Raw genomic sequence first — 23510 nt, forward strand, 5'->3', positions numbered from 1 at the left:
CGCACTTGTCGCCGCCCGAGGAGACACCCCGGCACGGCACCGACCCCCACCACACACCAACCCCACACGGCCACCGGCACAAACCAAGAACCACGCGGCGCCAGCCGCGTACTACGGGTCCACACGCCGCGCCGAAGCCACCGGCCAGGCAGCCGAACACGGCGCCAAGCCACACGACGGCACCCCACCGGGCGACGGCGCCAAAACTGTTGTGGGCAAGCGTCCCGCTCGGCGGGACGGGTGGGCACAACCCGTGCCACCGGCCCGCAGCCGCGAACGAGAGCCCAAGGGGCACCCACACCAGGCGCACCCCCACAAGAAACAGGCACCCCGTGTGACCATCACCCCGCACCCCGCGAAGGGGCACACCACGGTGAAGGGGCAACCCCCCGTTTCCACCCCCTACCCGTGGCCGTCGAGGAAGCGGGTGATGCCGTTGGCGATTTGTTGGACCGCGATGGCCGACAGGAGCATGCCCGAGAGGCGGGTGACGAGGACGACGCCGCCGTCCTTGATGACCCGGATGATCAGCAACGAATACCGCATCGCCAGCCACAGCACCACGTGAATGGCCACGATCGCGGCCCACACGGAGAGCTGCCCGCCGAACCCGTGCGCGTGCTGGACGGCCAGGATGACGGAGACGATCGCGCCGGGCCCCGCCAGCAGCGGCATGCCCAGGGGGACGAGCGCGGCGTTGACGTCCTTCGTCTGGGTGGGCTCGTCGGTCTTGCCGGTCAGCAGGTCGAGCGCGACGAGCAGGAGCAGCAGTCCGCCAGCGACCATCAGCGCGGGGACGGAGACGTGCAGGTAGTCGAGGATCTGCTGGCCGCAGATGCCGAAGACGGTGATGACGCCGAAGGCCACGGCCGTCGCCTGCAACGCCATCTTGCGCTGCACTTTCGCGGGCCGGCCCGAGGTGAGGGCCAGGAAGATCGGCGTGATGCCGGGCGGGTCCATGATCACGAAAAGGGTGACGAAGACGGACCCGAAAAGGGCGAACTCGAACACGGTGCGGTGCCTCGCTGAACGGTGCTGAACGGTCCGGCGCCGGTGGTGACCGGGGCAACGCCGGAGAAACGGTGCGGGTGAAGGGGGACGGGGCCGAGCGACGGACGTCCCCGTCGCGTCAGCCCGTGACGGGCGAGGCGCCTGACCCGCGCGCCGCGATCTCGGCATAGACGTCCGGGTCCGTGGTGTGCTCGCCGAGCACACAGGTCTTCCGGCTGCCGTGGTAATCGCTGGACCCCGTGGCGAGGATCCCGAGGTCGGCCGCGAGGCCGTGCAGCCGCTGCCGGGTCTCCGGGTCGTGGTCCATGTGGTCGGCCTCGACGCCGTCGAGCCCGGCGGCGGCCATGTCGGCTATCGCGCGCTCGGGCACGATCTGGCCGCGCTTGGCCGCGAGGGGGTGTGCGAAGACGGCGACGCCGCCCGCGCCCTTGATCAGACGCAGCGCGTCGAAGGGGTCCAGTTCGTGCTTGTCCACGTAGGCGCGTCCGTCATTGGCGATCCACTCCTCCGTGAAGGCGTCGGAGACCGTCGCGATGACGCCCGCCTCGACCATGGCGGTCGCGATGTGCGGCCGTCCGACCGCGCCGTCGCCCGCGATCTCGGCCACCCGCTCCCAGGTCACCGGGACGCCCAGCCCGCGCAGCTTCTCGACCATGCCCTGCGCGCGGGGCACCCGGTCGTCGCGGACCAGTTCCCGTTCGCGGGCCAGCTCGGGTTCCTCTGGGTCGAAGAGGTAGGCGAGCATGTGGAGGCTGATGCCGTCGAGGCGGCAGGAGAGTTCGGCGCCGGTGACCAGCGTCAGCCCGGTGGGCAGTGCCGCCTTGGCCTCGGCGTGTCCGGCCACCGTGTCGTGGTCGGTCAGCGCGACGACGTCGAGCCCGGCGGCCCTGGCGTTGCGGACCAGTTCGGCGGGTGAGTCGGTGCCGTCCGACGCGGTGGAGTGGGTGTGCAGGTCGATGCGCACGGGGCGGGACTCCAACTTACGGGCGGAAGCGGCGGGCGGACCCCAGGATAGCCGCAGCTCGCCGTGCCCCTGTCAGCCGCACCGCCGCCCACCTGGGCCCACGGGCGCAACCCCCTCAGCGCCGACGCTCGACGCCGGGCAGGACGCGCTCAGGACATGATGCGCGGCGAGAGCGCCCCGCAGGGCAGCAGATCGACCTCGGCACCGGCGTCGCGCAGGTCGGTGAGGACGAGTTCGTCGTACATCAGCAGCCCGGACTGCTCCGGCCAGACGATCGCCCACAGCCACAGCCCCCGCGCCTCGCCCGCGAAGACGGCGCGGTCGTCGGCCGCTCCGGAGACGTTCCAGAGGGGGGTGGGGCGTCCGGCGGCCAGTACCTTCACGTCAGGGGCCTGGTCGACGCTCATCCAGGGGCCGGGGTCGGGGCCGTCTATCCCGGCGTAGCGCGCGCCGAGGCCGACGCCCAGTTCCTCGGCGATGAGCAGGAGTTCACCGGGGCCGCCGAGCGGGCTGGGCCCGGAGCAGGCGACCGCCGTCGCGCGTCCGCCGCTTCTGTCGTCGCCCGCGCAGGCGACGCCCGTGAACAGCCAGCCGACGGGCAGCGGCCAGGGCATCCAGACAGGGACCTTCGTACGGCCGACGACGACCGCGAGCGCTTCGACGCTGGGCGGGATGACCGGCTGGAGCGGATGCACGATGCCGTGCACGTCGCACTGCCAGGTGTCGGCGAAGAGACCGGGCGCCCGGACCCGGCCACCGCACTTCGGGCAACTGGGTTCGCCCCTCATGGAGCACAACGGTCCTACCCGGTCGCCGCCCCGTCAAGGACGATCACCGGCCCGGTCACCGGCGGAGCGCACCGGCACCCGGTCGCCGCACGGGCTGGGCCCGCCACCAGGATATTTACATGTACCTTGCATTAGTTAGCGTAGCTAACTTAAAATGTTGTACGTGCCAACGGCACGGCGACCCCACGGGAAGCCACCAGCAACCACCACCAATACGCAGCGAAGGAGCACAGCGGCCATGAGTGGTGATCCGTTCGACGAAGGCGGAGGCAGCATCCTCCGGCAGCCCATGGCGGTATGGGCCACGGCGGGCGCGGCAGTCGTCGCCTTCATGGGCATCGGGCTCGTCGACCCGATCCTGCCCTCCATCGCCAAGGGCCTGGACGCCTCCCCCAGCCAGGTCTCCCTCCTGTTCACCTCGTACTTCCTCATCACCGCCGTCGCGATGCTGGTGACCGGCTTCGTCTCCAGCCGCATCGGCGGGCGCAAGACCCTGCTCGCCGGGCTCGCGCTGGTGATCGTCTTCGCGGCGCTCTCCGGCATGTCGGGGTCCGTCGGCGAGCTGGTCGGGTTCCGCGCGGGCTGGGGACTGGGCAACGCGCTCTTCGTCTCCACCTCGCTCGCCGTGATCGTCGGAGCGGCCGCGGGCGGCAGCGCGGCGGCGATCCTGCTCTACGAGTCGGCCCTCGGCCTCGGCATGGCCTGCGGCCCACTGGTGGGCGCCGTGCTCGGCGACATGAAGTGGCGCTACCCGTTCTTCGGGACCGCGGCGCTGATGGCCGTCGGCTTCGTCGCCATCACCGTCTTCCTGAAGGAGCAGCCGAAGCCGGCCCGCAAGACCTCACTGCTCGACCCCATCAAGGCGCTCGGCCACGGCGGGCTCGCCTCGGCTGCGGCGTCGGCGTTCTTCTACAACTACGCCTTCTTCACCGTCCTGGCCTTCACGCCCTTCGTGCTGAACATGTCCCCGTACCGCTCCGGCGGCGTCTTCTTCGCCTGGGGCGTGCTGCTCGCGGTCTTCTCCGTACTGGTGGCACCGCGGCTACAGGAGCGGTTCGGGTCGCTGAAGGTGCTGGGCGGCTCGCTGGTCCTGATGGCGGCCGACCTGCTGGTGCTCGGCTACGGGAACCACACGACGGCGATCGTCGCGACGATCCTGTCCGGCGCCTTCATCGGCATCAACAACACCGTCTTCACCGAGCTGGCCCTCGGCGTCTCGGACGCGCCCCGGCCCGTGGCGAGCGCGGGCTACAACTTCGTGCGCTGGTTCGCCGCCGCCGCGGCGCCGTTCCTCGCGCCGAAGATCGAGGAGTGGACCGACGTCCACATCCCGTTCGTCGTCGCCGCCGTGGCCGCAGCGGTGGGCGCGGCCGTCGTCGGCGTCCGCAGGAAGTCGCTGACGCACGACGCCGAGGAGCTGCTGCCCGCGCACGAGCGCGAGGACGCGAACACGGGCGCGGGCGCTGACGCGGAGGAAGCCGCTCCCTCCCACGCGCAGGCGGCAGGCGCCCGCTGACGGGAGCGCCCGGACTCAGTCCGTCAGGTCCACCGAGCCACGGTGCGGATCGCGCAGATCCGTGCCGTGGCTCAGCCATCGCTCCTCCAGGGCCGAAGCGCCGTGCACCCGCTTCCAGGCCGCCTCGTTCGGCGTCATGGGCAGCAGCGGCAGAAAGCGCACCGGTTCCAGGGGCGCGTCCAGCTCCAGATCCTCGACGAGGCCACCGGGCTCGGCCACCAGCACCGAGGTGAACGGCGCACCGGGCCACAGCGGTTCGCCGACGTCCAGGGAGGCGCCGGGCGCCACGACGACGCCCTCGACCTGGGGCGAGGCGGCGAGCACGGCGAGAGGCCGCAGCACCTTGTCGGTCTCGGCCCCCGCGAGCCGTACCGACAGCACCAGCTCGGCGCGCGGCCCGCGGTCCGGGTCGGCGAGGGCCCCCGTGGGGTCGGCCATCGGCGCGACCGACATCCCGAGCGTGGCGTACCGCGCGATGTCGCCGTCCACAAAGCGCAGCACCTCGATGCGCTCGGTGCCGAGGAAGGTCACGGCGGCCCGCGCGTCGGGCTCGCCCAGCGCCGTCAGATAGCGGGCCTCGACCAGTTTCGATACGTCAGCCATGTCCGCGAGCATAGATCGCGGGCCGCACGCGTCCGCGGAACGGGCACCACACGGGCGTCGCACCACCACCGCACGGGGCCGACGGTGCGGCATGGGGACGGGATGGGCGGGTACACGCGCGTACGCGGGGATGTGCGGTGAAGCGTGGGGGTACGCGTGAGGCCGAACGTAAGGACGAGGCAAAGAGCGCTACGGCACGGCCCAAACCGACAGTTGGACAGTGCGCGCGGTGTTACCGTTGACTGCTGGTCAAGGCAGGTGTAGATCGTCCCCCACGGGGGACCGGCCGGAGGAGGTGGGACCTGACATGGATCCGAGTCGACCGTGCAGTACCAACCGCTCTTCTGTCCGGAAGCCGCGTCCCCGCTCCTAGGGCCCTTACTCCCCCACCGCCTCACGGTGAAACCTCCAAGAGGGCCTTTATTTTTGCCGGGTTCGCGCGACGGAAGAGCGCGTGAGGTTCGCTCCATCCCGTCCCGCAAGCGAACGCCGTCACCGCTGCCACGCGTGGTGCCCGCTTTGCAGACCTCCGGCAGGCTCCCCCCACCGTAGGTCCACATTCCGGGCAGCGCTGCGCCCCGCACCGACGGCACGGCACCGCACAAGGAGCCCAGCATGTCGATGATCCGAGACCTGCGCGAAGCCGTCAGGCCCGCACTGCGCAAGGGCGAGCGCGCGACGTACTCGTCGTACGACCTCACCCGTGGCCACAGCGGCGGCAGCGCCGTCGTGGACTGCGCCGTCTACCGCGAAGGACGGCGCTGCACCGATCAGTTGAGCCCTGCCGAGGCACTGCGCGAGGTGCGCTCGGGCAGTGGCGACGACTTCGTGTGGATCGGGCTGCACGAGCCCACGGAACAGGAGTTCTCCGGGATCGCCACGGACTACGGCCTGCACCCGCTCGCCGTCGAGGACGCGGTCCACGCGCACCAGCGGCCCAAGCTGGAGCGCTACGACGACAGCGTCTTCACCGTCTTCAAGACCATCCACTACGTGGAGCACGCCGAACTCACCGACTCCAGCGAGGTCGTGGAGACCGGCGAGGTGATGTGCTTCACCGGCCGGGACTACATCATCACCGTGCGGCACGGCGGCCAGGGCTCGCTGCGCGCGCTGCGGCACCGCCTGGAGGACGACCCCGAACTGCTGGCCAAGGGGCCCTCGGCGGTGCTCCACGCCATCGCCGACCAGACCGTGGACGGCTATCTGGCGGTGGCGGACGCGGTCCAGGACGACATCGACGCCGTCGAGATCGAGGTCTTCTCCGAGAGCGCGGGCAAGGGGAAGCGCGGCGGCGACGCGGGACGGATCTACCAACTCAAGCGCGAGGTGCTGGAGTTCAAGCGCGCCGTCTCCCCGCTGCTGCGGCCCATGCAGACGATGAGCGAGCGCCCGATGCGGGTGATCGACACGGACATCCAGAAGTACTTCCGCGACGTGGCCGACCACCTGGCCCGCGTCAACGAGCAGGTGCTCGGCTTCGACGACCTGCTGAACTCCATCCTCCAGGCCAACCTCGCGCAGGCGACCGTCGCGCAGAACGAGGACATGCGCAAGATCACCTCGTGGGCGGCCATCTTCGCCGTGCCGACGATGATCGCGGGGATCTACGGCATGAACTTCGACTACATGCCGGAACTGGAGTGGCGGTACGGCTATCCCGCCGTGCTCGTCGTCACCGTCGGCATCTGCTTCGCCATCCACCGCGGCTTCAAGCGCAACGGCTGGCTCTAGCCGAAGTGGCGCGCGACCCGCTGCGGCGGGGGCGGGGCCGACGAGGAGGCGCGCGGTAGCCTGCCCGTATGACCGCTCCCGGCACCGAGCTGCTCGACCAGGCCCTCGTCGAAGAGGCCACCAAGAAGTCCGGCCTCGTCTGGGTACGCGGCCCCGAAGGCCCCTCCCGGGCACTGTGGCACGTATGGCACGACGGCGCCGTCTGCCTCGTCGGCGACGGGCCCCTGGAGCAGCCCCTTGAGGGGCTCGGGCTCGTGGACGGTGGCACGGCGACCGTCACCGTACGCAGCAAGGACAAGGGCGGACGGCTGGTGGCCTGGAGCGCGCGGGTGGCCGAGCCCGAGGTCGGCGGCGAGGCGTGGCAGGCGGCCGTCGACGAGCTGAAGGGGAAGCGGCTGAACGCGCCCGACGCGGACACGGTCACGGAGCGGTGGGCGCGCGAGTGCCGCGTACTGCGCCTGGTGCCCGAGGGGGAACCCGCGCAGAAGCCCGGCGCCATGCCGGACGGCTCCCAGGCCGCCGCGCCCCTGTCCACCGACGCGACGACGCGGCTGCCGCAGCCGGCCGGGCTGCCGAAGCTGCTGTTCCGCAGGCGCCGGAAGTAAGCCGGGAGCGCCCAGGGAGCTGCGTTCGGCCTGTGCTCAGCCCGTGCTCAGCCCTTGGCCGCCGAGATGCTCTTGCCGTAGTCCACGACCTTGTCCTTGGCGGGGGCGCTGAGCGAGAAGTCCTTGTTCCAGTCCTTCAGTTCCAGCGTCCCGGCCCCGCCGCCCCGCTCGACCCGCAGCGGGTACGGGGTGCCGCTGAGCGAGACGTCCAGGACGCCGCCGCTGCCCTTGCCCGCGCGCACGCGGACCGTCCTGGTGCCGCCCACCTCGCCGCGGTCGCCGGTCTCGCGCGCGCCCTCCAGGCTCAGCAGCCCGTCCAGCAGCACCCGCATCTCGGTGAAGCCGCTGAGCTGCTCGTACGCGGGGTCGCCGTCGGGCACCTTCACGTACTTGCCCTCCAGCTTGCCCGCCGCCTGGACGTCCGACTTGGTGGGCTCCTGGTCGCCCTTGCCCTGCCTGGCCCAGAAGTCGGCGTCGGCCTTGAGGTAGAGGGCCTTGTCCACCCGCAGCAGTTCGAAGGTGTGCCCGCCCTTGGCCGACACCTCGCCCACGCCGCCAGTCTGCTTGAGGCGCATGTCCAGCTCGTAGGTGCGGCCCTTGCTGACGACGTTGCCGGTGAGCTTGACCGCGTCGGCGCCGCGTGCCGCGCTCAAGGCCTTCTTCTCGATCTTGGCTGCGGAGAGCTTGCCGACCCCGTTCGTGCCCTTGTCCGGGTCCTCGCTGCCGCAGGCCCCGAGGACCGCCGTCAGCCCCACGCAGACGGCCCCTGCCAACGCTGCACTCCGTCGCTTGCGGGCGCGTCCAGTCACGTCGGCTTCCTCCTGGAGGTCGGGGCTGGACCGCACCCTACCCGTGCCGGTACCCGGTGATGGAAGCCAGCCGTCCGGACCATGCCACGGGGCCACGGCGGGCCGGGGCACGCTAGCCTGAAACAGGCAAAGCGCGCATAAGCGACCCTCGTACACCTCCGTACACAGGCTGCGGGGCTCGTGTAGTGCGCACCCCGCTCCTACGGACGAGGAGGGCCTGAGCATGGCCGCGGGCGCCTCCCGGGTCTTCGTCTCGCACCTCTCCGGCATCGCCGTCTTCGACCCGGGCGGCGATCAGGTCGGACGGGTCCGCGACGTCGTCGTCATGCTCCGCGTGGGCGGCAAGCCGCCCGGCGTGCTCGGCCTGGTCGTCGAGGTGGTGAACAGGCGCCGCGTCTTCGTGCCCATGACCCGGGTCACCGGCGTCGAGTCGGGCCAGGTCATCACGACGGGCGTCGTCAACATGCGCCGCTTCGAGCAGCGCCCCGCCGAGACCCTCGCGCTCGGCGAGCTGCTGGACCGCCGCGTGACGCTGGTGGAGACGGGCGAGCAGGTCACGGTGCTGGACGTGAGCATGCGGCAGTTGCCCGCGCGCCGTGAGTGGGAGCTGGACAAGGTCTTCGTGCGCAAGGGCAAGGGCGGGACGCTCAGACGGCGCGGGGAGACCCTGACCGTCGAGTGGTCGGCGGTGACCGGCTTCGCACTGGAGGAGCGCGGCCAGGGCGCGGCCACCCTGCTGGCCACCTTCGAGACCCTGCGCCCCGCCGACCTCGCGAACGTGCTGCACCACCTCTCCGCGAAGCGGCGCGCCGAGGTGGCGGCGGCGCTCGACGACGACCGGCTGGCCGACGTGCTGGAGGAGCTGCCCGAGGACGACCAGGTCGAGATCCTCGGCAAGCTCAAGGACGACCGCGCCGCCGACGTCCTGGAGGCCATGGACCCCGACGACGCGGCCGACCTCCTCTCCGAGCTGCCCGAGCAGGACAAGGAGCGGCTGCTGGAGCTGATGCGGCCCCAGGACGCCGACCCGGTGCGGCGGCTGCTCTCGTACGAGGAGGGCACGGCGGGCAACATCATGACCACCGAGCCCATCGTGCTGCGTCCCGACGCCACGGTGGCGGAGGCGCTGGCGCGGGTGCGCGACGAGGACCTGCACGCCCCGCTGGCGGCCCAGGTCTACGTCTGCCGCCCGCCGGACGAGACGCCCACCGGGCGCTATCTCGGCGTCATCCACTTCCAGCGGCTGCTGCGGGAGCCGCCCTTCACGCTGGTCGGCTCGGTCCTCGACTCCGGGCTGCTGCCACTGCCGCCCGACACGACGCTGCCCGCGCTGACGGGCTACCTGGCGACGTACAACATCGTCGCGGCGCCCGTCGTGGACGAGGCCGGGCACCTGCTGGGCGCGGTCACCGTGGACGACGTCCTCGACCATCTGCTCCCCGACGACTGGCGCGAGGCGGCGGCACACGGGCTGGAGCGCGTGGAGGGCCTGGGCGCGGAAGGGTTGGGCACGGAGGGGGTGACGGGGCGTGGCTGAGCGGGACGGGAACAGGGAGCGGGACCGGGACGGCGCGGAACGTGAACGGGACCGGGAACGCGACCGTGACAGGGAAAGGGAGCGGACGGGGCGGGCGCGGCTCGATCAGCCACGTGCCGCGCGCCGCAGGCTGCTCCCCGAGTACGACCCGGACGCCTTCGGGCGGCTCTCGGAGGAGATCGCGCGCTTCCTGGGGACCGGCAGGTTCATCGTCTGGATGACGGTCGTCATCATCGTCTGGCTCGGCTGGAACGTGCTCATGCCGGGGCCACTGCGCTTCGACGAGTACCCCTTCATCTTCCTGACCCTCATGCTGTCCCTCCAGGCCAGCTACGCGGCCCCGCTCATCCTCCTCGCGCAGAACCGCCAGGACGACCGCGACCGCGTCAACCTGGAGCAGGACCGCAAGCGCAACGAGCGCAGCATCGCGGACACCGAGTTCCTGACCCGTGAGATCGCCTCGCTGCGCATGGGGCTCGGCGAGGTCGCCACCCGGGACTGGATCAGGTCCGAGCTCCAGGACGTGCTCAAGGAACTGGAGCAGCACGGAACGGCATCCGGCCCGGCCCCGGGAACGCCCCCTGGACCGAGTGACCAAGACCGCTGACCCCGTCCCTTCGGAGAGGCGGCACGGGCGCCGTACCATTTGGCCATGGCTACCGACACTCCCGCATCCACCCCCACCGAAGACGCGGTCCGCGCCGCGCTCGCGACGGTGAACGACCCGGAGATCCACCGGCCGATCACCGACCTGGGGATGGTCAAATCCATCGACATCGCGCCCGACGGCGCCGTCGACGTCGGGGTCTATCTGACGGTGTCCGGCTGTCCGCTGCGCGAGACCATCACGTCGAACGTGACGGACGCCGTCTCGCGCGTCGAGGGCGTCACCCGCGTCGCCGTCGAGCTGGACGTGATGAGCGACGAGCAGCGGCGCGAGCTGGCCTCCACGCTGCGCGGCGGCAAGGCCGAGCGCGAGGTGCCCTTCGCGCAGCCCGGTTCGCTGACGCGGGTCTACTGCGTCGCCTCCGGCAAGGGCGGTGTCGGCAAGTCCTCGGTGACGGTGAACCTCGCGGCGTCCCTCGCGGCCGACGGGCTGAAGGTCGGTGTCGTCGACGCCGACATCTACGGCCACTCGGTCCCCAGGATGCTGGGCGCCGACGGCACCCCCACCCAGGTCGAGGACATGATCATGCCGCCGTCGGCGAACGGCGTGAAGGTCATTTCGATCGGGATGTTCACCCCGGGCAACACCCCGGTGGTCTGGCGCGGCCCGATGCTCCACAGGGCGCTCCAGCAGTTCCTGGCCGACGTCTTCTGGGGCGATCTCGACGTGCTCCTGCTCGACCTCCCGCCCGGCACCGGTGACATCGCCATCTCGGTCGCGCAGCTCGTCCCCAACGCCGAGATCCTCGTCGTCACCACCCCGCAGCAGGCGGCGGCCGAGGTCGCCGAGCGCGCGGGCTCCATCGCCGTGCAGACGCACCAGAAGATCGTGGGCGTCATCGAGAACATGTCGGGCATGCCCTGCCCGCACTGCGACGAGATGATCGACGTGTTCGGCACGGGCGGCGGCCGGCGCGTCGCCGAGGGCCTCACGAAGACGACGGGCGCCGAGGTGCCCGTCCTGGGCGGCATCCCGATCGACCTCCGGCTGCGCGAGGGCGGCGACGAGGGCAAGCCCGTCGTCCTGACCGACCCCGACTCCCCCGCGGGCTCCGCGATCCGCTCCATCGCGAGCAAGCTGGGCGGGCGTCAGCGCGGCCTGTCGGGCATGTCGCTGGGGCTGACGCCGAGCAACAAGTTCTGAGCGACGAGTTCCGGGCCACCACCCGAACGGCCGGTAGCCGCTCTGCCGTACGCGGTACGGCCCCTGGGTACAGGTAAGGGGCGTCCTCCCTTGGAGGGCGCCCCTTACGCGTACAAGGTGGGAGGCGGCTCAGTCCTCCACGGGCTCGACGGACGACTCCGCTGGCTCGGCGGTCACGGGCTCGACGCTGCCCACGGACCGGTCGCCGCTCAGCGTCCGGTGCTCGTAGGCGGTGATGTCCTTGACCACGGAGAACCCCAGCCCGTAGGCGCTCATCCCGCGCCCGTAGGCACCGATGTGCACGCCCTCCTGGGCCGCGCCCGCCAGCACCCAGCCGTACTCGGACTCGCGGTAGTGGAAGTCGGTCGGCACGCCGTCCACCGGCAGCGAGAGCGCCGACCAGCCAGGACCGTCCAGGGCGTCGGCCAGCTCCCAGGCCACCCCGGTCTGCTGGTCGAGCCAGTCCTGCCGCAGCCCGCGCTCCATCTCCAGCGGCCATGTGCACGACAGCAGCCCGGAACCGGCCAGCCAGGCGGCCGTCGAGACCGAGGTCGCCTCCAGGACGCCCGTACCGTCGGCGCTGCGCCGCACGGGGCGGCTCGCGACCGTCACCACGACGGCGAAGCGCTGCTCCTCCGGGCTGGTCTCGTTCCTGAGCGAGGGCTCCTCGCCATGGCCGGTCGAGCCGTGTTCGACGGTGCCGTCGGCGGCGGCTCCCACCTGGAGGAGCCAGCGCGGACCTGTGAACGCCTCGTCGAGGCCGTACCACGGAAATGCAGCCATCAGAAAGCCGTCCACCGCCCGCCGTTCATCCGGGAGTCCCGGTGTGGCGGGCCCGGATTCACCGGCCACCCGACTCGTCGTCTCCATCTTCGCGACGCCTCCTCATTGCCCTGTGCCACGGGCAGCCTGCCCCCCTCGGACGGCGGCCCCGGACACAGGGAGGATAGCTACCCGGGTCCGCCGTGTCGGGCATGACAGGAGATCGGGTGGCGTCGGGGACGTGAGATGAGCCTCATCAGGCCGCCGCGCTGCGGGCACGGGCGGCCAGGGAACGGCGGGCCAGGCTCAGGTGGCGTCGGCGTCGAAGGGGGGCGGGTCGCTCTTCGAGAGCGGGTCGCGCTTGGCCGACGGGCCCGCCTCGCCCGCCTCCGGCGCTTCGTCCTTGCGCAGGCTCAGGCGACCGCCCGCGGCGCCCGCCGCACCCGCAGCGCCCGCCGCGGCCGAGGCTCCGGCGCCGCCCGCGGACGAGCCGCCCCCTGTGCCGTTCACGGCGTCCGTGACCTCGGCCAGGTCCTTGCGCAGGTCGAAGCCGTTGCGGATCTCCTTGATACCGAGATCGTCGTTGTCCAGAAGGTGCTTGCGGGCGAAGTTCTTGGGGTTCAGATCCTCGAAATCGAAGTCCTTGAACTCCGGACCGAGTTCGGACCGGATATCTTCCTTCGCGTTGTCCGAGAACTGCCGCACCTTGCGGATGAACGAGGCGACGTCCTGGATCACCTTGGGCAGCTTGTCAGGACCGAAAATGAGTACGGCGAGGACGATGAGCGCCAACAGCTCTAGGGGTCCTATATCGAAGAACACCTTGCAGCTCCCTCATGCCTCGTACATTCACGGCCGATAAGGCCCGCTGTCACGGTACCCGGAGTCGGGCCCGGGGTGGGAGCCCGCCTCCTCATCTCCTCACCGGTATCTCCTCATCCGTATCATCCGTATCACCCGTCGGCCGACGAGCCGAGCCTCAGCCGCACGGTGCGTTCCTCGCCGTCGCGCTCCAGGGTGAGGGAGAGCCGGTCGCCCGGGCGGTGGCTGCGGATCTTGACGATCAGCTCCTCTCCGCTGTGCACCCTGTCGCCCTCCACCTCGGTGATCACGTCGCCCCGCTTGATCCCCGCCTCGTCCGCCGGACTGCCGGAGATGACCGGATCGCCCCCGCCGCCCTGGCTGCCGACCCGGGCGCCGTCGCCGTCGAACTCCGTGTCGAGGGTGACGCCGATGACGGGGTGGGTGGCCCGGCCGTCGTTGATCAGCTCCTCGGCGACGCGCTTGCCCTGGTTCACGGGGATGGCGAAGCCCAGCCCTATGCTGCCGCCCTCGTCGCCGCCGGGGATGCCGGAGCTGTCGTCGGCGGCCTTGATCGCGCTGTTGATCCCGACGACCCGGCCCTGGCTGTCCACGAGGGGCCCGCCCGAGTTGCCGGGGTTGATGGGCGCGTCGGTCTGGAGCGCGTCGACGTAGCTCGTCTCGCTGCCCTGCTCGCCGCCCGCCGTGATCGGGCGCTCCTTGGCGCTGATGATGCCGCTGGTGACGGTCTCCTCCAGATCGAAGGGCGCGCCGATGGCGACGACGGGATCGCCGACGCGGACCGAGTCCGAGTTGCCGAGGGGCAGCGGCTTCAGGCCCGATACGCCGGTGACCTTGACGACGGCGAGGTCGTAGCCGCCGTCCGTGCCGATGACCTCGCCCTTGGCCGTCCGGCCGCCGTGGAAGGTGACCTCTACGGAGTCGCTGCCGTCCTGCGCCGGTTCGATGACGTGGTTGTTGGTGAGGATGTGGCCGCGCTCGTCCAGCACGAAGCCCGTGCCCGTCGCCTCGCCGCCGCCCCCGCTCACATGGAGCGTCACCACTCCGGGCAGGGCCCGTTCGGCGATGCCCGCGATGCTGCCGGGGGCCCTGGCGTTCTTGCCCTCCTTCTCGGCGGGCGCCTGGGGCAGCGTCACGTCGCCGACCTCGCCGTGCCGCTCGGCGTACGCGCCGACCGCTCCCCCGATGCCGCCCGCGACCAGCGCCAGCACGATCGCGCCCACGACGGTGCGGCCCCGGCGCCGTCCGCGCTCGTGGCCCCCGCCCCCGTGGGGAACCGGGGCGGGAGCGGGCGCGTGCGGGGGCGCCCACGGGTCGTACCGCAGCCACACGGACTCCGGGTCGCCCGGTGTCTGGGGCTCCGACGGCTGGGCGTGCGGCTGGGGGTGCGGTGTGTGGGGCTGCGCTTGCGGGAGGGGCTGGTGGGGCGCTTGAGCCTGTGGGAGTGGCTGATGGGCCTGCTGAACCTGGTGGGCCTGCTGGGGCACGGGAGGCTGCGGGAACGCCTCGTACGCGCCTGCCCCGGCTCCCGCCGCCCCTCCCGCCCCCTGCTCGTGCGTCCCCGGCTCCTGCGCCGGTACGGGGGCGCTGTGCTGCGGGGGTACGGGGGTGCCCTGCGCTGGGGTGCCGCTCGGGGCCGGGGGCGCATGGGGTGCCTGGGGCTCCGGGACCGCCGTGCCCGAGCGCGGCATCGGCACGCCCTGCGGGGGCGTGGCGCCGGACGGGGGCTGGACGAGCGGGGCCGGGGCCCACGGTCCGGGGCCGCCGTAGGGAGGCGTGGCGTAGGGGTCCTCGGGGTGCAGCGGTTCCGGCGCTGGCGCGGGAGTCGCGGGAGTCGCGGCACCCTCCGACGCCTCGCCCCCACCGGCCACAGCACCGCTGTCCAGCGCACCGTCCGAGGCGCCGGGGACCCCGGGGCCGTCGGGGGCACAGGAAACGCCAGGGGCACCCGTATCCGTCGGGTCGGCGGCGGGCTGCGGGGGCGTGTCCATGGGCGCCGAGGCGCCCGCACCGGCATCAGCACCCTCTCCGGTGGTGCCGTCGCCCGCACCGTGCGGGTGCTCCGCCGCAGGCGGAACAGGCACGGCGGGCGGCGGCTGATGACCCGAGGTCCTGCGCGGGCGGCTCCACCACTTCGGCTTCGGCCCCGCGGCCTTCCCCTCGTCCATGCTCTCCCCACTGTCCCCACGGTTCGCCCCGGCAGGGCGGCAACTGGCGGCCCTAGGAGGGATTCAACCAGGTCCGGGGAGGCTCGCGCAGCGACCCTGGTGCGTCAGCGCTGCGGTGGGGCGGCCGTGGCGACCGGGGTGGGATCCGTGCCGCCGCGCACCGGCGTCCGGCCCGGCACGGCGCTGACCGTCGTGCCCGCGTACACATCCGTGCCGGAGGCCGAGGAGGACATCGCGGCCATGACCGAGGGCGAGGAGAACGTGGACAGCGAGGAGCGCACCAGGGGCGGGGAGAACACCGCGTCCCTGAGCAGCGGATAGACGTTCCCCGGTTGAAGGGGGGAGCTGGGGGGTGCCGACGGGGTGGCCGACGGAGAGCGCTGCTGGAGCGGCGCACCGCGCTCCGCCTTCACCGAGGCGCCGGAAGTGGCGGAATCGCTCAGGCTGCCGGTCCGCTCGCTCTTCTCGCCGCCCGCGCCGCGACGCCTGGCGTCGCGATCTGCGGCGGACCCCGAGGAGGCCGAACGGACCGGCCCCGCCGAGGTGTTGTCCCCCGCGGCGACCGGAGCACTGCCCGCACCGCCGGAGCCCAGCGCTCCGCCGATGGCCAGGGCCGCCAGCGAGAAGGCACCAGCGGCGGCGAAGGCGAAGCGGCGCGAACGCGAGGGGGCGGATGCGGAAGCGGACGTCGGGGAGGAGGGCGGGGCGACGCGCTCCATCTCATGTATCCGGAAGCCGCGCGCGGGGGACAGCGTGCTGCGTCCGCCCCTGCCGCCCGGCAGATAGTCGAAGGCCCACGGGGAGGAGGCCGCGGCGGCGGGAGTGACCCCGCCGCCCGGACCGCCTCGCCCGTCCGGACCTCTTCCGCCGTCGCCGTCACCGGGATCGCCGGGGTCCCCCGCGGGGAGCCCCTGCAACCGTGCCAGCAGACCGTCGGAGGGCGGTGGCGGCGCGGCGTCCGCGAAGACGTTCTTCAACCGGCGCTGAGCGTCCGCCTCGGCCTTGCAGCTCCAGCACGTCGCGAGATGTGCCAGGACGCGTTCGCGTGCGTCATGGCCCAACTCTCCGTCGACCAGGGCCGCCAGGCGGTCCCCCAGATGCTGCTCGGCGGGCGTGGGCACCTCGCCCGCTCCCGGTAGCTGGCGTCCCCTGCCTGTGCCGCTCACTCGACTCCGACCTCCCCACTCCGGGCGGACGGGATCGCCGCGCTCAGCGCGCGCTGCTGCTCCGCACGCGCCTCAGGGGAGCGGTGCTGGAGCGCCTTGCGCAGATGCGAACGTCCCCGGTGGATACGGCTGCGCACGGTGCCGAGCTTCACGCCAAGGGTGGCCGCGATCTCCTCGTACGACAGCCCTTCGATGTCACAGAGCACGACGGCCGCGCGGAACTCCGGCGCGAGGGTGTCCAGCGCCTGCTGGACGTCCGCGTCGAAGTGCGTGTCGTTGAAGTGCTGCTGCGGGGTGGGCTCACGGCTCGGCAGGCGCTCGGCCGCGTCGTCGGCGAGCGCGTCGAAACGGATGCGCTGCTTGCGCCGGACCGTGTCCAGGAACAGGTTCGTGGTGATGCGGTGGAGCCAGCCCTCGAAGGTGCCCGGGGTGTACGTGGACAGCGAACGGAAGACCCGGACGAAGACCTCCTGGGTGAGGTCCTCCGCATCGTGCTGGTTTCCCGTCAGGCGGTAGGCGAGGCGATAGACCCGCGCGCTGTGCGTGCTGACGATCTCCTCCCAGGAAGGAGGGGTCCACGCCTGGGTGTCCGCATCGGTGTCGAAAGTCGCCGTGGTCGCGGATTCGGCGGTGTGGACCTGGTCAGCGGTGTTGCTCACGGATTTCGGCTCGCCCGATGTCCTGCGGAAACGCCTCAGCATTCCGCGGTCACGGGCCGCAGCCGCACCTCCCCTGTCGGCTCTGGTGGTGTCCAGTGGAGCCCCTACCATAGCCACCTCGCCCGTTAGCTCCGGATAAGCATTTTTGACCTGCTTTTGGTCTTGCCGTTCAGACCACCGCATCGACCGCTGTCCTGACGCCATCAGATTTCCCCGACACCTTCCACCCCTCTCCAACGCCCGGTCCCATCTGCGGGTTCCCAAGCCAACGGATACAGTCCTGGTTGCGTAGACGACGGGGACAGGAGAGGGCCATTACCGGCAACCGGCAGACGAGCTGGGCTTTCGCCGACGCATACGGCGCCGAGCTTGTCGAGAACGCCGAGACTGCGGCACTGCGCTGGGCCCGCGAGCGGGCACAGGAGGCAGGGCTCCGCTCGGTGTCCCCCGGAACCGGTGCCGCGCTGCGGCTGCTGGCCGCGACCGTGGACGCCAAGGCGGTGGCCGAGATCGGGACCGGCACCGGGGTCTCGGGCATCCACCTGCTGGACGGGATGCGCCCCGACGGGGTGCTGACCACCGTCGACATCGAGCCCGAGCGCCAGCAGTTCGCCCGGCAGGCGTTCCGCGCCGCCGGCTTCGCGGGGAACAGGGCGCGCTTCATCCCGGGCCACGCCCTGGAGGTGCTGCCGCGCCTGGCCGACGGCGGTTACGACCTCGTCTTCTGCGACGGCGACCGCGTCGAGTGCCTGGACTACCTCGGCGAATCGTTGCGCCTGCTGCGTACCGGCGGCCTCGTCTGCTTCGAGGGCGTCTTCGCCGACGGCCGCACCGTCGACTCCTCCGCGCAGCCCGCCGAGGTACTCAAGCTGCGGGAGCTGCTGCGCGCCGTGCGGGAGAGCACGATTCTGGTGCCCTCGCTGCTGCCGGTGGGCGACGGACTGCTGTGCGCGGTGAAGCGGGGACAGTGACCACTGTCACTCCCCGCCGTGCCGTGACGCTCGGCGCCCGTGCGCCCACCGCACGTCACTCCCCCCTGTCATGCTGCTGTCATGCCGCTGCCCCGGAGCGCGGTGCGCGCTCCGGGGCAGCGTGAGATCGACGGGGAAGGGACACTGCTCAGCCGCAGACCTTCTTCAGCTCCTCGCCCAGCGCGGTCGCCTCGTCCGGGGTCAGCTCGACGACGAGTCGCCCACCGCCTTCGAGCGGAACGCGCATGACGATGCCCCGCCCCTCCTTGGTCACCTCGAGCGGGCCGTCGCCCGTCCGCGGCTTCATGGCCGCCATGCTCGTTCCCCTTCCTGAAACCAGCCGATCGCAGCCGACAACCCGTGTCACCGGCATCGAACACATTGCTTCCCAGCCATTATCCCGCATGGCAGGACCCGATGACCAACAACAGGTCGTATCTCTTCGGCCACGGCCTCGCACAAAACCGCCCATTCCGGCGTTCGTGCTGCGATACTTCTCCCTCTTGCCCCGCGCCCGGCGCGCTCCGCGTTTGACGCAGCTCACACCGCGGACGCCCGCGGAGCCGGGCACGGCATCTGTCGGCGCCCGATGATCTAGGTCATGCTGGCCCCATGTCCGACACCGTGCTCTATGACGTGACCGACGGCCTCGCGACGGTCACCCTCAACCGCCCCGACGCCATGAACTCCCTCAACGACGAGACGAAGGTGGCGTTGCGGGACACGCTCCGCCGGGCCGCCGACGACGAGGGCGTACGGGCCGTGCTGCTGACCGGCACCGGAAAGGCGTTCTGCGTGGGGCAGGACCTCAAGGAGCACATCGGCTCGCTCCAGCAGCAGGGCGGAAGCGCGCTGAACACGGTCGAGGAGCACTACAACCCCATCACGCTGGCCATCGCGGGAATGCCCAAGCCGGTCGTCGCGGGCGTCAACGGCGTCGCGGCGGGCGCGGGCGCGGGCTTCGCCTTCGCGGCCGACTACCGCGTCGTCGCCGACACCGCCTCCTTCAACACCTCCTTCGCCGGGGTCGCGCTCACCGCCGACTCGGGCGTCTCCTGGACGCTGCCGCGCCTGGTGGGCCCCGGACGCGCCTCGGACCTGCTGCTCTTCCCGCGCGGCGTCAAGGCGCAGGAGGCGCTGGAGCTGGGCCTCGCGAACCGCGTCGTGCCCGCAGCCGAGCTGGCGGCCGAGGCCGCCGCGGTGGCCCGCCAGCTCGCGCAGGGCCCCACCTTCGCCTACGCGGCGCTCAAGGAATCGCTCGCCTACGGCTCCGCGCACTCCCTCGCCGAGACCCTGGACAAGGAGGCCGAACTCCAGCTCCGTGCCGGCGCTTCGGCCGACCACAAGATCGCGGTGGAAGCCTTCGTGAAGAAGGAGAAGCCCCACTTCACCGGCCGGTAGGGAAACCGGGCGCCCGGACCCGCCTCCGAGCGGCGCCCCTCCCCGCTACGCCGTCGTCCCGTAAGGCCGCGCCCAGCAGTCGGCCAGGTGATCGTTGACGAGGCCGCACGCCTGCATCAGCGCGTACGCCGTCGTCGGGCCGACGAAGCGGAAGCCGCGCTTCTTGAGGTCCTTGGACAGCGCGGTGGACTCCGGGGTGATCGGCGGCACGTCGCCCAGGACACGGGGTACTGGACGGGTGGCCGGTTCCGGCGCGTAGGACCAGATCAGCTTCTCCAGCTCGCCCTCGGGCCACTCGGCGGCCACCCGCGCGTTGGCGATGGTCGCCTGGATCTTGGCGCGGTTGCGGATGATGCCCGCGTCGGCCAGGAGCCGTGCCTCGTCGGCCTCCGTGAAGGCCGCCACCTCCTTGATCCGGAACCCGCTGAACGCGGCGCGGAAGCCCTCGCGGCGGCGCAGGATCGTCAGCCAGGAGAGCCCGGACTGGAACGCCTCCAGGCACATCCGCTCGTAGAGCGCGTCGTCGCCGTGGACGGGGCGGCCCCACTCGTCGTCGTGATACGCCGCATAGTCCTCGGCCGACAGGCCCCACGGGCAGCGCAGCCGCCCGTCGGCGCCCGGCAGCGCGGCCCCCTCGGGGCGGTCCTCAGCGGCCATCGGAGCCCTCCTGGGTCTGCTCGAAGAAATCGGCCCGCCCCATCGCCGCGGCCTGGGCGCCCGCCAGCGCGGACTCCAGTTCGGCGATGCGGGCGTCCCGCTCGGCCAGTTCGGCGCCGAGGCGGTCCAGGACGTCGTCGACCTGCCGCATGCGGTAGCCCCGCACGCCGACGGCCAGCCGCAGCCCGTCCACGTCCGCGCGGCCCACGGGGCGGTCCGGGGGCAGGGGCTCGTCCAGCACATCGGGTGGTGCGTCGCCGAGGCCGCCGCCCGCCGTGTGCTGCGAGCCGTCACCGCTGCCCACGACGGCCAGCGTGACCGCCGCGACAACCACGACGAGCGAGATCAGCAGGAACCAGAACACGGCCATCTCCCCGAGGTACGTCCGTTCAACTCCGGCCGCGTGACCACGGCCGCACATCGTCCCCGATCGTGCCATGGCCCGCTGACAGTTAAGGTCGGCGGCGGGGCCGGTGTGGTGACCACGTACAGATTCGGCCCCCTGAGCACAGCGGAGAGGATGGCGGATGCTGCGCCTGGGGACACGCGAGTTCGGCGAGAACGAGCCCGTGATCATGGCGATCGTGAACCGGACGCCGGACTCCTTCTACGACCGGGGCGCCACCTTCCTCGACGAGCCCGCGCTGGACCGCGTCGAGCAGGCGGTGTCCGAGGGCGCCGCCATCATCGACATCGGCGGCGTCAAGGCGGGCCCGGGCGACGAGGTGACGGCCGAGGAGGAGGCACGGCGCACCGTGGGCTTCGTCGCGGAGGTGCGGCGGCGCTACCCGGACGTGGTGATCAGCGTGGACACCTGGCGGCACGAGGTCGGCGAGGCCGTGTGCGAGGCGGGCGCCGATCTGCTGAACGACGCGTGGGGCGGGGTGGACCCGCGGCTCGCCGAGGTCGCCGCGCGGTACGGCGCCGGGCTGGTCTGCACGCACGCGGGCGAGGTGGAGCCGCGCACGCGCCCGCACCGCACGGCCTACGCGGGCGAGGGCGGCGTCATGGGCGACATCCTGCGCGTCACGCTCGGGCTGGCCGACCGCGCCGTGGCCCTCGGGGTGCGGCGCGACGGCATCCTGATCGACCCGGGGCACGACTTCGGGAAGAGCACCCGGCACTCGCTGGAGGCCACCAGGAAGCTGGGCGAGATGACGGAGACGGGCTGGCCTGTGCTGGTGTCGCTGTCCAACAAGGACTTCGTCGGCGAGACGCTCGACAAGCCGGTCAAGGAGCGGCTGACGGGCACCCTGGCCACGACGGCGGTCTCGGCCTGGCTCGGCGCGCGGGTGTACCGCGTGCACGAGGTGGCCGAGACCCGGCAGGTCCTGGACATGGTGGCGTCCCTCGCGGGCCACCGCCCGCCCGCCGTGGCCCGCCGCGGGCTGGCCTAGCGACGCGGGCCGGCCTAGCGGCACGGCGCACGGCGACAGGCCGGGGCGGGTCCGCGGGACCGCCCCGGCCCGCCCGTCAGCCCGTCAGCCCGAGGTCTCCTTGGTGACCAGGGCCACCGCCTCGTCGATGTCGTCCGTGACGTGGAAGAGGTCCACATCGCGCGAGGAGGCCTTGCCCTGCGCGACGACGGTGCCCTTCACCCACTCGACCAGGCCCTGCCAGTAGTCGGTGCCGAAGAGGACGATCGGGAAGCGGGTGACCTTCTTCGTCTGGACGAGGGTGAGGGCCTCGAACAGCTCGTCCAGCGTCCCGAGCCCGCCCGGCAGCACCACGAAACCCTGGGCGTACTTGACGAACATCGTCTTGCGGACGAAGAAGTAGCGGAAGTTCACCCCGATGTCGACGTACGGGTTCATGCCCTGCTCGAAGGGCAGCTCGATGCCCAGCCCGACCGAGGTGCCGCCCGCCTCCAGCGCGCCCTTGTTGGCCGCCTCCATGGCGCCGGGCCCGCCCCCGGTGATCACCGCGAACCCGGCGTCCACCAGGGCCCGCCCGATCCGCACCCCCGCCTCGTACTCCGGGGAGTCCGCGGGCGTACGGGCCGAGCCGAAGACGCTGACGGCGGGGCCCAGCTCGGCCAGGGCACCGAAGCCCTCGACGAACTCGGCCTGGATGCGCATGACCCGCCACGGATCCTGGTGCACCCAGTCGGAGGGACCGGTGGTGTCCAGCAGCCGTTGATCGGTCGTACCCGGCTGCACCTGGCCACGGCGGCGTACCACCGGTCCCAGGTGCTGCTCCTGCGGCTCCCGCTGCTGCTCGGGGCTGCTCATGTCGTGCTCCCTCCGACTGCGATCTTTCCGCCTCAGCGTACGCAGACAGAGGTGACGTACAGCGAAATCCAGGCAGTCACACGCCAGACCGGCGAGGTCAGCGCGCTGCGACGCCGTTGGTCAGTTGGCCAGTCAGTCAGTCGGGCGCACGGACAGGCGGGCAGGCGGACGGACAGGCGGTCAGTCCGTCAGCCAGGCCCGCAGGCGCTCGTCGCAGTGGAGGATCCGGGCCACCTCGACGTGCTCGTCCCGCTTGTGCGCGAGGTTGGGATCGCCGGGCCCGTAGTTCACGGCGGGGACGCCGAGCGCGCTGAACCTGGCCACGTCCGTCCATCCGAACTTCGGCATCGGCTCGCCCCCGACCGCCTCGGTGAACGCCTTGGCCGCCGGGTGCGAGAGGCCGGGGAGGGCGCCGGGCGAGCTGTCGTCCACGGTCAGCTCGGCGACGCCGCAGCCGTCGAAGACCTCGCGCACGTGCGCGAGCGCCTGCTCCTCGTCGAGGTCGGGCGCGTAGCGGTAGTTGACGGTGACGACGCACTCGTCGGGGATCACGTTGCCCGCGACGCCGCCCTCGACCCGGACGGCGTTCAGGCCCTCGCGGTACTCCAGCCCGTCGATCACCTTACGCCGCGGCTCGTACGCCGCGAGCCGGGCGAGGACCGGGCTCGCGGCGTGGATGGCGTTCACGCCCTTCCAGGCGCGCGCCGAGTGCGAGCGCTGTCCGGCGGTGCGCAGCTTGACGCGCAGGGTGCCCTGGCAGCCGCCCTCGACCTGCCCGCTGGAGGGCTCCAGCAGGACGGCGAAGTCCCCCGCCAGCCACTCGGGGTGCGCCTCGGCGACATGGCCGAGGCCGTTGAGGTGCGCGGCGACCTCTTCGTTGTCGTAGAAGACGAAGGTCAGGTCGCGGTTGGGCTCGGGGACCGTCGCGGCGATGCGCAACTGGACGGCTACCCCGGCCTTCATGTCGCTCGTCCCGCAGCCCCACAGCACCCCGTCCTCGTCCAGCCGGGAGGGCACGTTGTCCGCGATCGGCACGGTGTCGATGTGCCCCGCGAGGATGACGCGCTCGGCGCGGCCGAGGTCCGTGCGGGCGACGATGTTGTTGCCGTGCCGGTCGACGGTGAGGTGGGGCAGCGCGCGCAGGGCCGACTCGATGGCGTCGGCGAGCGCCTCCTCGTTCCCGCTCTCGGAGGGGAAGTCCACGAGGGCCGCCGTGAGCCGGGCGGCGTCCTGCTGCAAGTCGAGTCCCGTGCGCGTCATGCGCCCCACCCTACGGCGGGCCAGGGCCCGTCCGGG

Annotated in this window: 24 protein-coding genes; 9 read left to right on the forward strand and 15 right to left on the reverse strand. The window is 72.0% G+C overall.

Annotated elements, in window-relative coordinates; all coding sequences use genetic code 11:
- Positions 1-402: 402 nt before the first annotated feature.
- The 3 genes from ACYVOO_RS10420 to ACYVOO_RS10430 form a co-directional block, all read right to left on the reverse strand.
- Positions 403-1011 (reverse strand): MarC family protein, encoded by a 609-nt coding sequence (locus tag ACYVOO_RS10420; protein WP_461015361.1) that lies wholly within the window; start codon positions 1009-1011, stop codon positions 403-405.
- A 118-nt stretch (positions 1012-1129) separates the two neighbouring features.
- Positions 1130-1975 carry a PHP domain-containing protein gene (locus tag ACYVOO_RS10425; RefSeq protein ID WP_461015362.1) on the reverse strand — a complete coding sequence of 282 codons (846 nt, stop codon included), beginning with the start codon at positions 1973-1975 and terminating at the stop codon, positions 1130-1132.
- 149 nt (positions 1976-2124) lie between these two features.
- Positions 2125-2763, reverse strand: a complete 639-nt coding sequence (locus ACYVOO_RS10430) for a DUF6758 family protein (protein ID WP_461015363.1) — start codon at positions 2761-2763, stop codon at positions 2125-2127.
- 238 nt (positions 2764-3001) lie between these two features.
- Between ACYVOO_RS10430 and ACYVOO_RS10435 the strand changes: the two genes are divergently transcribed.
- Positions 3002-4279 (forward strand): MFS transporter, encoded by a 1278-nt coding sequence (locus ACYVOO_RS10435; protein ID WP_461015364.1) that lies wholly within the window; start codon positions 3002-3004, stop codon positions 4277-4279.
- 15 nt (positions 4280-4294) lie between these two features.
- On the opposite strand, the gene ACYVOO_RS10440 is transcribed toward ACYVOO_RS10435, so the two are convergent.
- Complete coding sequence (locus tag ACYVOO_RS10440; RefSeq protein ID WP_461015365.1) at positions 4295-4882, reverse strand: suppressor of fused domain protein; 588 nt, start codon at positions 4880-4882, stop codon at positions 4295-4297.
- Positions 4883-5497: 615 nt separating this feature from the next.
- Between ACYVOO_RS10440 and ACYVOO_RS10445 the strand changes: the two genes are divergently transcribed.
- Together ACYVOO_RS10445 and ACYVOO_RS10450 are read left to right on the forward strand one after the other, a co-directional pair.
- Positions 5498-6616, forward strand: coding sequence for a magnesium and cobalt transport protein CorA (locus tag ACYVOO_RS10445; RefSeq protein WP_461015366.1), 1119 nt, complete (start codon positions 5498-5500; stop codon positions 6614-6616).
- 68 nt (positions 6617-6684) lie between these two features.
- Positions 6685-7221 (forward strand): hypothetical protein, encoded by a 537-nt coding sequence (locus tag ACYVOO_RS10450; RefSeq protein ID WP_461015367.1) that lies wholly within the window; start codon positions 6685-6687, stop codon positions 7219-7221.
- Between the two features lie 47 nt (positions 7222-7268).
- Here the strand turns inward: ACYVOO_RS10450 and ACYVOO_RS10455 are convergent, their stop codons facing one another.
- Complete coding sequence (locus tag ACYVOO_RS10455) at positions 7269-7994, reverse strand: hypothetical protein (protein WP_461015368.1); 726 nt, start codon at positions 7992-7994, stop codon at positions 7269-7271.
- Between the two features lie 259 nt (positions 7995-8253).
- Here ACYVOO_RS10455 and ACYVOO_RS10460 point away from each other — a divergent pair, with 259 nt between their 5' ends.
- From ACYVOO_RS10460 to ACYVOO_RS10470, 3 genes are read left to right on the forward strand one after another with little or no spacing between them, the layout of a single operon-like run.
- Complete coding sequence (locus ACYVOO_RS10460) at positions 8254-9567, forward strand: magnesium transporter MgtE N-terminal domain-containing protein (protein ID WP_461015369.1); 1314 nt, start codon at positions 8254-8256, stop codon at positions 9565-9567.
- Complete coding sequence (locus ACYVOO_RS10465; protein ID WP_461015370.1) at positions 9560-10174, forward strand: DUF1003 domain-containing protein; 615 nt, start codon at positions 9560-9562, stop codon at positions 10172-10174. Before ACYVOO_RS10460 ends, ACYVOO_RS10465 begins: the two co-directional genes overlap by 8 nt.
- 45 nt (positions 10175-10219) lie before the next feature.
- On the forward strand, positions 10220-11377 hold the full coding sequence (locus tag ACYVOO_RS10470; RefSeq protein ID WP_461015371.1) for an Mrp/NBP35 family ATP-binding protein: 1158 nt from the start codon (positions 10220-10222) through the stop codon (positions 11375-11377).
- 129 nt (positions 11378-11506) lie between these two features.
- Here ACYVOO_RS10470 and ACYVOO_RS10475 read toward each other — a convergent pair whose 3' ends face one another.
- From ACYVOO_RS10475 to sigE, 5 genes are all read right to left on the reverse strand, one after another.
- Positions 11507-12247, reverse strand: a complete 741-nt coding sequence (locus ACYVOO_RS10475) for a hypothetical protein (protein ID WP_461015372.1) — start codon at positions 12245-12247, stop codon at positions 11507-11509.
- A 198-nt stretch (positions 12248-12445) separates the two neighbouring features.
- Complete coding sequence (locus tag ACYVOO_RS10480; protein ID WP_461015373.1) at positions 12446-12961, reverse strand: sec-independent translocase; 516 nt, start codon at positions 12959-12961, stop codon at positions 12446-12448.
- A gap of 131 nt (positions 12962-13092) precedes the next feature.
- A complete protein-coding gene (locus ACYVOO_RS10485) occupies positions 13093-15129 on the reverse strand; it encodes a S1C family serine protease (RefSeq protein WP_461015374.1) in 2037 nt (678 codons plus the stop codon).
- Between the two features lie 104 nt (positions 15130-15233).
- On the reverse strand, positions 15234-16295 hold the full coding sequence (locus tag ACYVOO_RS10490; protein ID WP_461015375.1) for an anti-sigma factor family protein: 1062 nt from the start codon (positions 16293-16295) through the stop codon (positions 15234-15236).
- Entirely contained in the window at positions 16292-17065 is a 774-nt protein-coding gene (gene sigE, locus ACYVOO_RS10495) for an RNA polymerase sigma factor SigE (protein WP_453350254.1), read from the reverse strand. The genes ACYVOO_RS10490 and sigE overlap by 4 nt, the downstream gene beginning before the upstream one ends.
- Before the next feature lie 173 nt (positions 17066-17238).
- Here sigE and ACYVOO_RS10500 point away from each other — a divergent pair, with 173 nt between their 5' ends.
- Positions 17239-17925, forward strand: coding sequence for an O-methyltransferase (locus tag ACYVOO_RS10500; protein ID WP_461015376.1), 687 nt, complete (start codon positions 17239-17241; stop codon positions 17923-17925).
- A 148-nt stretch (positions 17926-18073) separates the two neighbouring features.
- Here the strand turns inward: ACYVOO_RS10500 and ACYVOO_RS10505 are convergent, their stop codons facing one another.
- Positions 18074-18241, reverse strand: a complete 168-nt coding sequence (locus tag ACYVOO_RS10505) for a DUF3117 domain-containing protein (protein WP_016469583.1) — start codon at positions 18239-18241, stop codon at positions 18074-18076.
- Positions 18242-18537: 296 nt separating this feature from the next.
- On the opposite strand from ACYVOO_RS10505, the gene chcB reads away from it, so the two are divergent.
- The gene (gene chcB, locus ACYVOO_RS10510; protein ID WP_461015377.1) at positions 18538-19326 is read left to right on the forward strand and encodes a 2-cyclohexenylcarbonyl CoA isomerase; all 789 of its coding nucleotides are present in this window, start codon (positions 18538-18540) and stop codon (positions 19324-19326) included.
- 45 nt (positions 19327-19371) lie between these two features.
- Here chcB and ACYVOO_RS10515 read toward each other — a convergent pair whose 3' ends face one another.
- Complete coding sequence (locus tag ACYVOO_RS10515; protein WP_461015378.1) at positions 19372-19983, reverse strand: DNA-3-methyladenine glycosylase I; 612 nt, start codon at positions 19981-19983, stop codon at positions 19372-19374.
- A complete protein-coding gene (locus ACYVOO_RS10520) occupies positions 19973-20422 on the reverse strand; it encodes a cell division protein DivIVA (protein ID WP_461015379.1) in 450 nt (149 codons plus the stop codon). Before ACYVOO_RS10520 ends, ACYVOO_RS10515 begins: the two co-directional genes overlap by 11 nt.
- Positions 20423-20510: 88 nt before the next feature.
- On the opposite strand from ACYVOO_RS10520, the gene folP reads away from it, so the two are divergent.
- Positions 20511-21380, forward strand: a complete 870-nt coding sequence (gene folP / locus ACYVOO_RS10525; protein ID WP_461015380.1) for a dihydropteroate synthase — start codon at positions 20511-20513, stop codon at positions 21378-21380.
- Between the two features lie 84 nt (positions 21381-21464).
- Here the strand turns inward: folP and ACYVOO_RS10530 are convergent, their stop codons facing one another.
- Positions 21465-22214 (reverse strand): LOG family protein, encoded by a 750-nt coding sequence (locus ACYVOO_RS10530; RefSeq protein WP_461015381.1) that lies wholly within the window; start codon positions 22212-22214, stop codon positions 21465-21467.
- A 180-nt stretch (positions 22215-22394) separates the two neighbouring features.
- Positions 22395-23474: a succinyl-diaminopimelate desuccinylase gene (gene dapE, locus ACYVOO_RS10535; RefSeq protein ID WP_461015382.1), complete on the reverse strand. Its 1080-nt coding sequence runs from the start codon at positions 23472-23474 to the stop codon at positions 22395-22397.
- Between the last annotated feature and the right edge of the window lie 36 nt (positions 23475-23510).

The organism is Streptomyces daliensis, assembly GCF_054782395.1.

Excerpts from the sequence above, each read along its gene's own strand:
- ACYVOO_RS10430 (WP_461015363.1), bottom strand. The coding sequence starts at position 2,763 with ATGAGGGGCGAACCCAGTTGCCCGAAGTGCGGTGGCCGGGTCCGGGCG.
- ACYVOO_RS10450 (WP_461015367.1), top strand. The coding sequence starts at position 6,685 with ATGACCGCTCCCGGCACCGAGCTGCTCGACCAGGCCCTCGTCGAAGAG.
- sigE (WP_453350254.1), bottom strand. The coding sequence starts at position 17,065 with ATGGTAGGGGCTCCACTGGACACCACCAGAGCCGACAGGGGAGGTGCG.
- folP (WP_461015380.1), top strand. The coding sequence starts at position 20,511 with ATGCTGCGCCTGGGGACACGCGAGTTCGGCGAGAACGAGCCCGTGATC.
- ACYVOO_RS10505 (WP_016469583.1), bottom strand. The coding sequence starts at position 18,241 with ATGGCGGCCATGAAGCCGCGGACGGGCGACGGCCCGCTCGAGGTGACC.
- ACYVOO_RS10515 (WP_461015378.1), bottom strand. The coding sequence starts at position 19,983 with ATGGCCGCTGAGGACCGCCCCGAGGGGGCCGCGCTGCCGGGCGCCGAC.
- ACYVOO_RS10470 (WP_461015371.1), top strand. The coding sequence starts at position 10,220 with ATGGCTACCGACACTCCCGCATCCACCCCCACCGAAGACGCGGTCCGC.
- ACYVOO_RS10435 (WP_461015364.1), top strand. The coding sequence starts at position 3,002 with ATGAGTGGTGATCCGTTCGACGAAGGCGGAGGCAGCATCCTCCGGCAG.
- ACYVOO_RS10530 (WP_461015381.1), bottom strand. The coding sequence starts at position 22,214 with ATGAGCAGCCCCGAGCAGCAGCGGGAGCCGCAGGAGCAGCACCTGGGA.
- chcB (WP_461015377.1), top strand. The coding sequence starts at position 18,538 with ATGTCCGACACCGTGCTCTATGACGTGACCGACGGCCTCGCGACGGTC.
- dapE (WP_461015382.1), bottom strand. The coding sequence starts at position 23,474 with ATGACGCGCACGGGACTCGACTTGCAGCAGGACGCCGCCCGGCTCACG.
- ACYVOO_RS10445 (WP_461015366.1), top strand. The coding sequence starts at position 5,498 with ATGTCGATGATCCGAGACCTGCGCGAAGCCGTCAGGCCCGCACTGCGC.
- ACYVOO_RS10460 (WP_461015369.1), top strand. The coding sequence starts at position 8,254 with ATGGCCGCGGGCGCCTCCCGGGTCTTCGTCTCGCACCTCTCCGGCATC.
- ACYVOO_RS10485 (WP_461015374.1), bottom strand. The coding sequence starts at position 15,129 with ATGGACGAGGGGAAGGCCGCGGGGCCGAAGCCGAAGTGGTGGAGCCGC.
- ACYVOO_RS10520 (WP_461015379.1), bottom strand. The coding sequence starts at position 20,422 with ATGGCACGATCGGGGACGATGTGCGGCCGTGGTCACGCGGCCGGAGTT.
- ACYVOO_RS10475 (WP_461015372.1), bottom strand. The coding sequence starts at position 12,247 with ATGGAGACGACGAGTCGGGTGGCCGGTGAATCCGGGCCCGCCACACCG.
- ACYVOO_RS10440 (WP_461015365.1), bottom strand. The coding sequence starts at position 4,882 with ATGGCTGACGTATCGAAACTGGTCGAGGCCCGCTATCTGACGGCGCTG.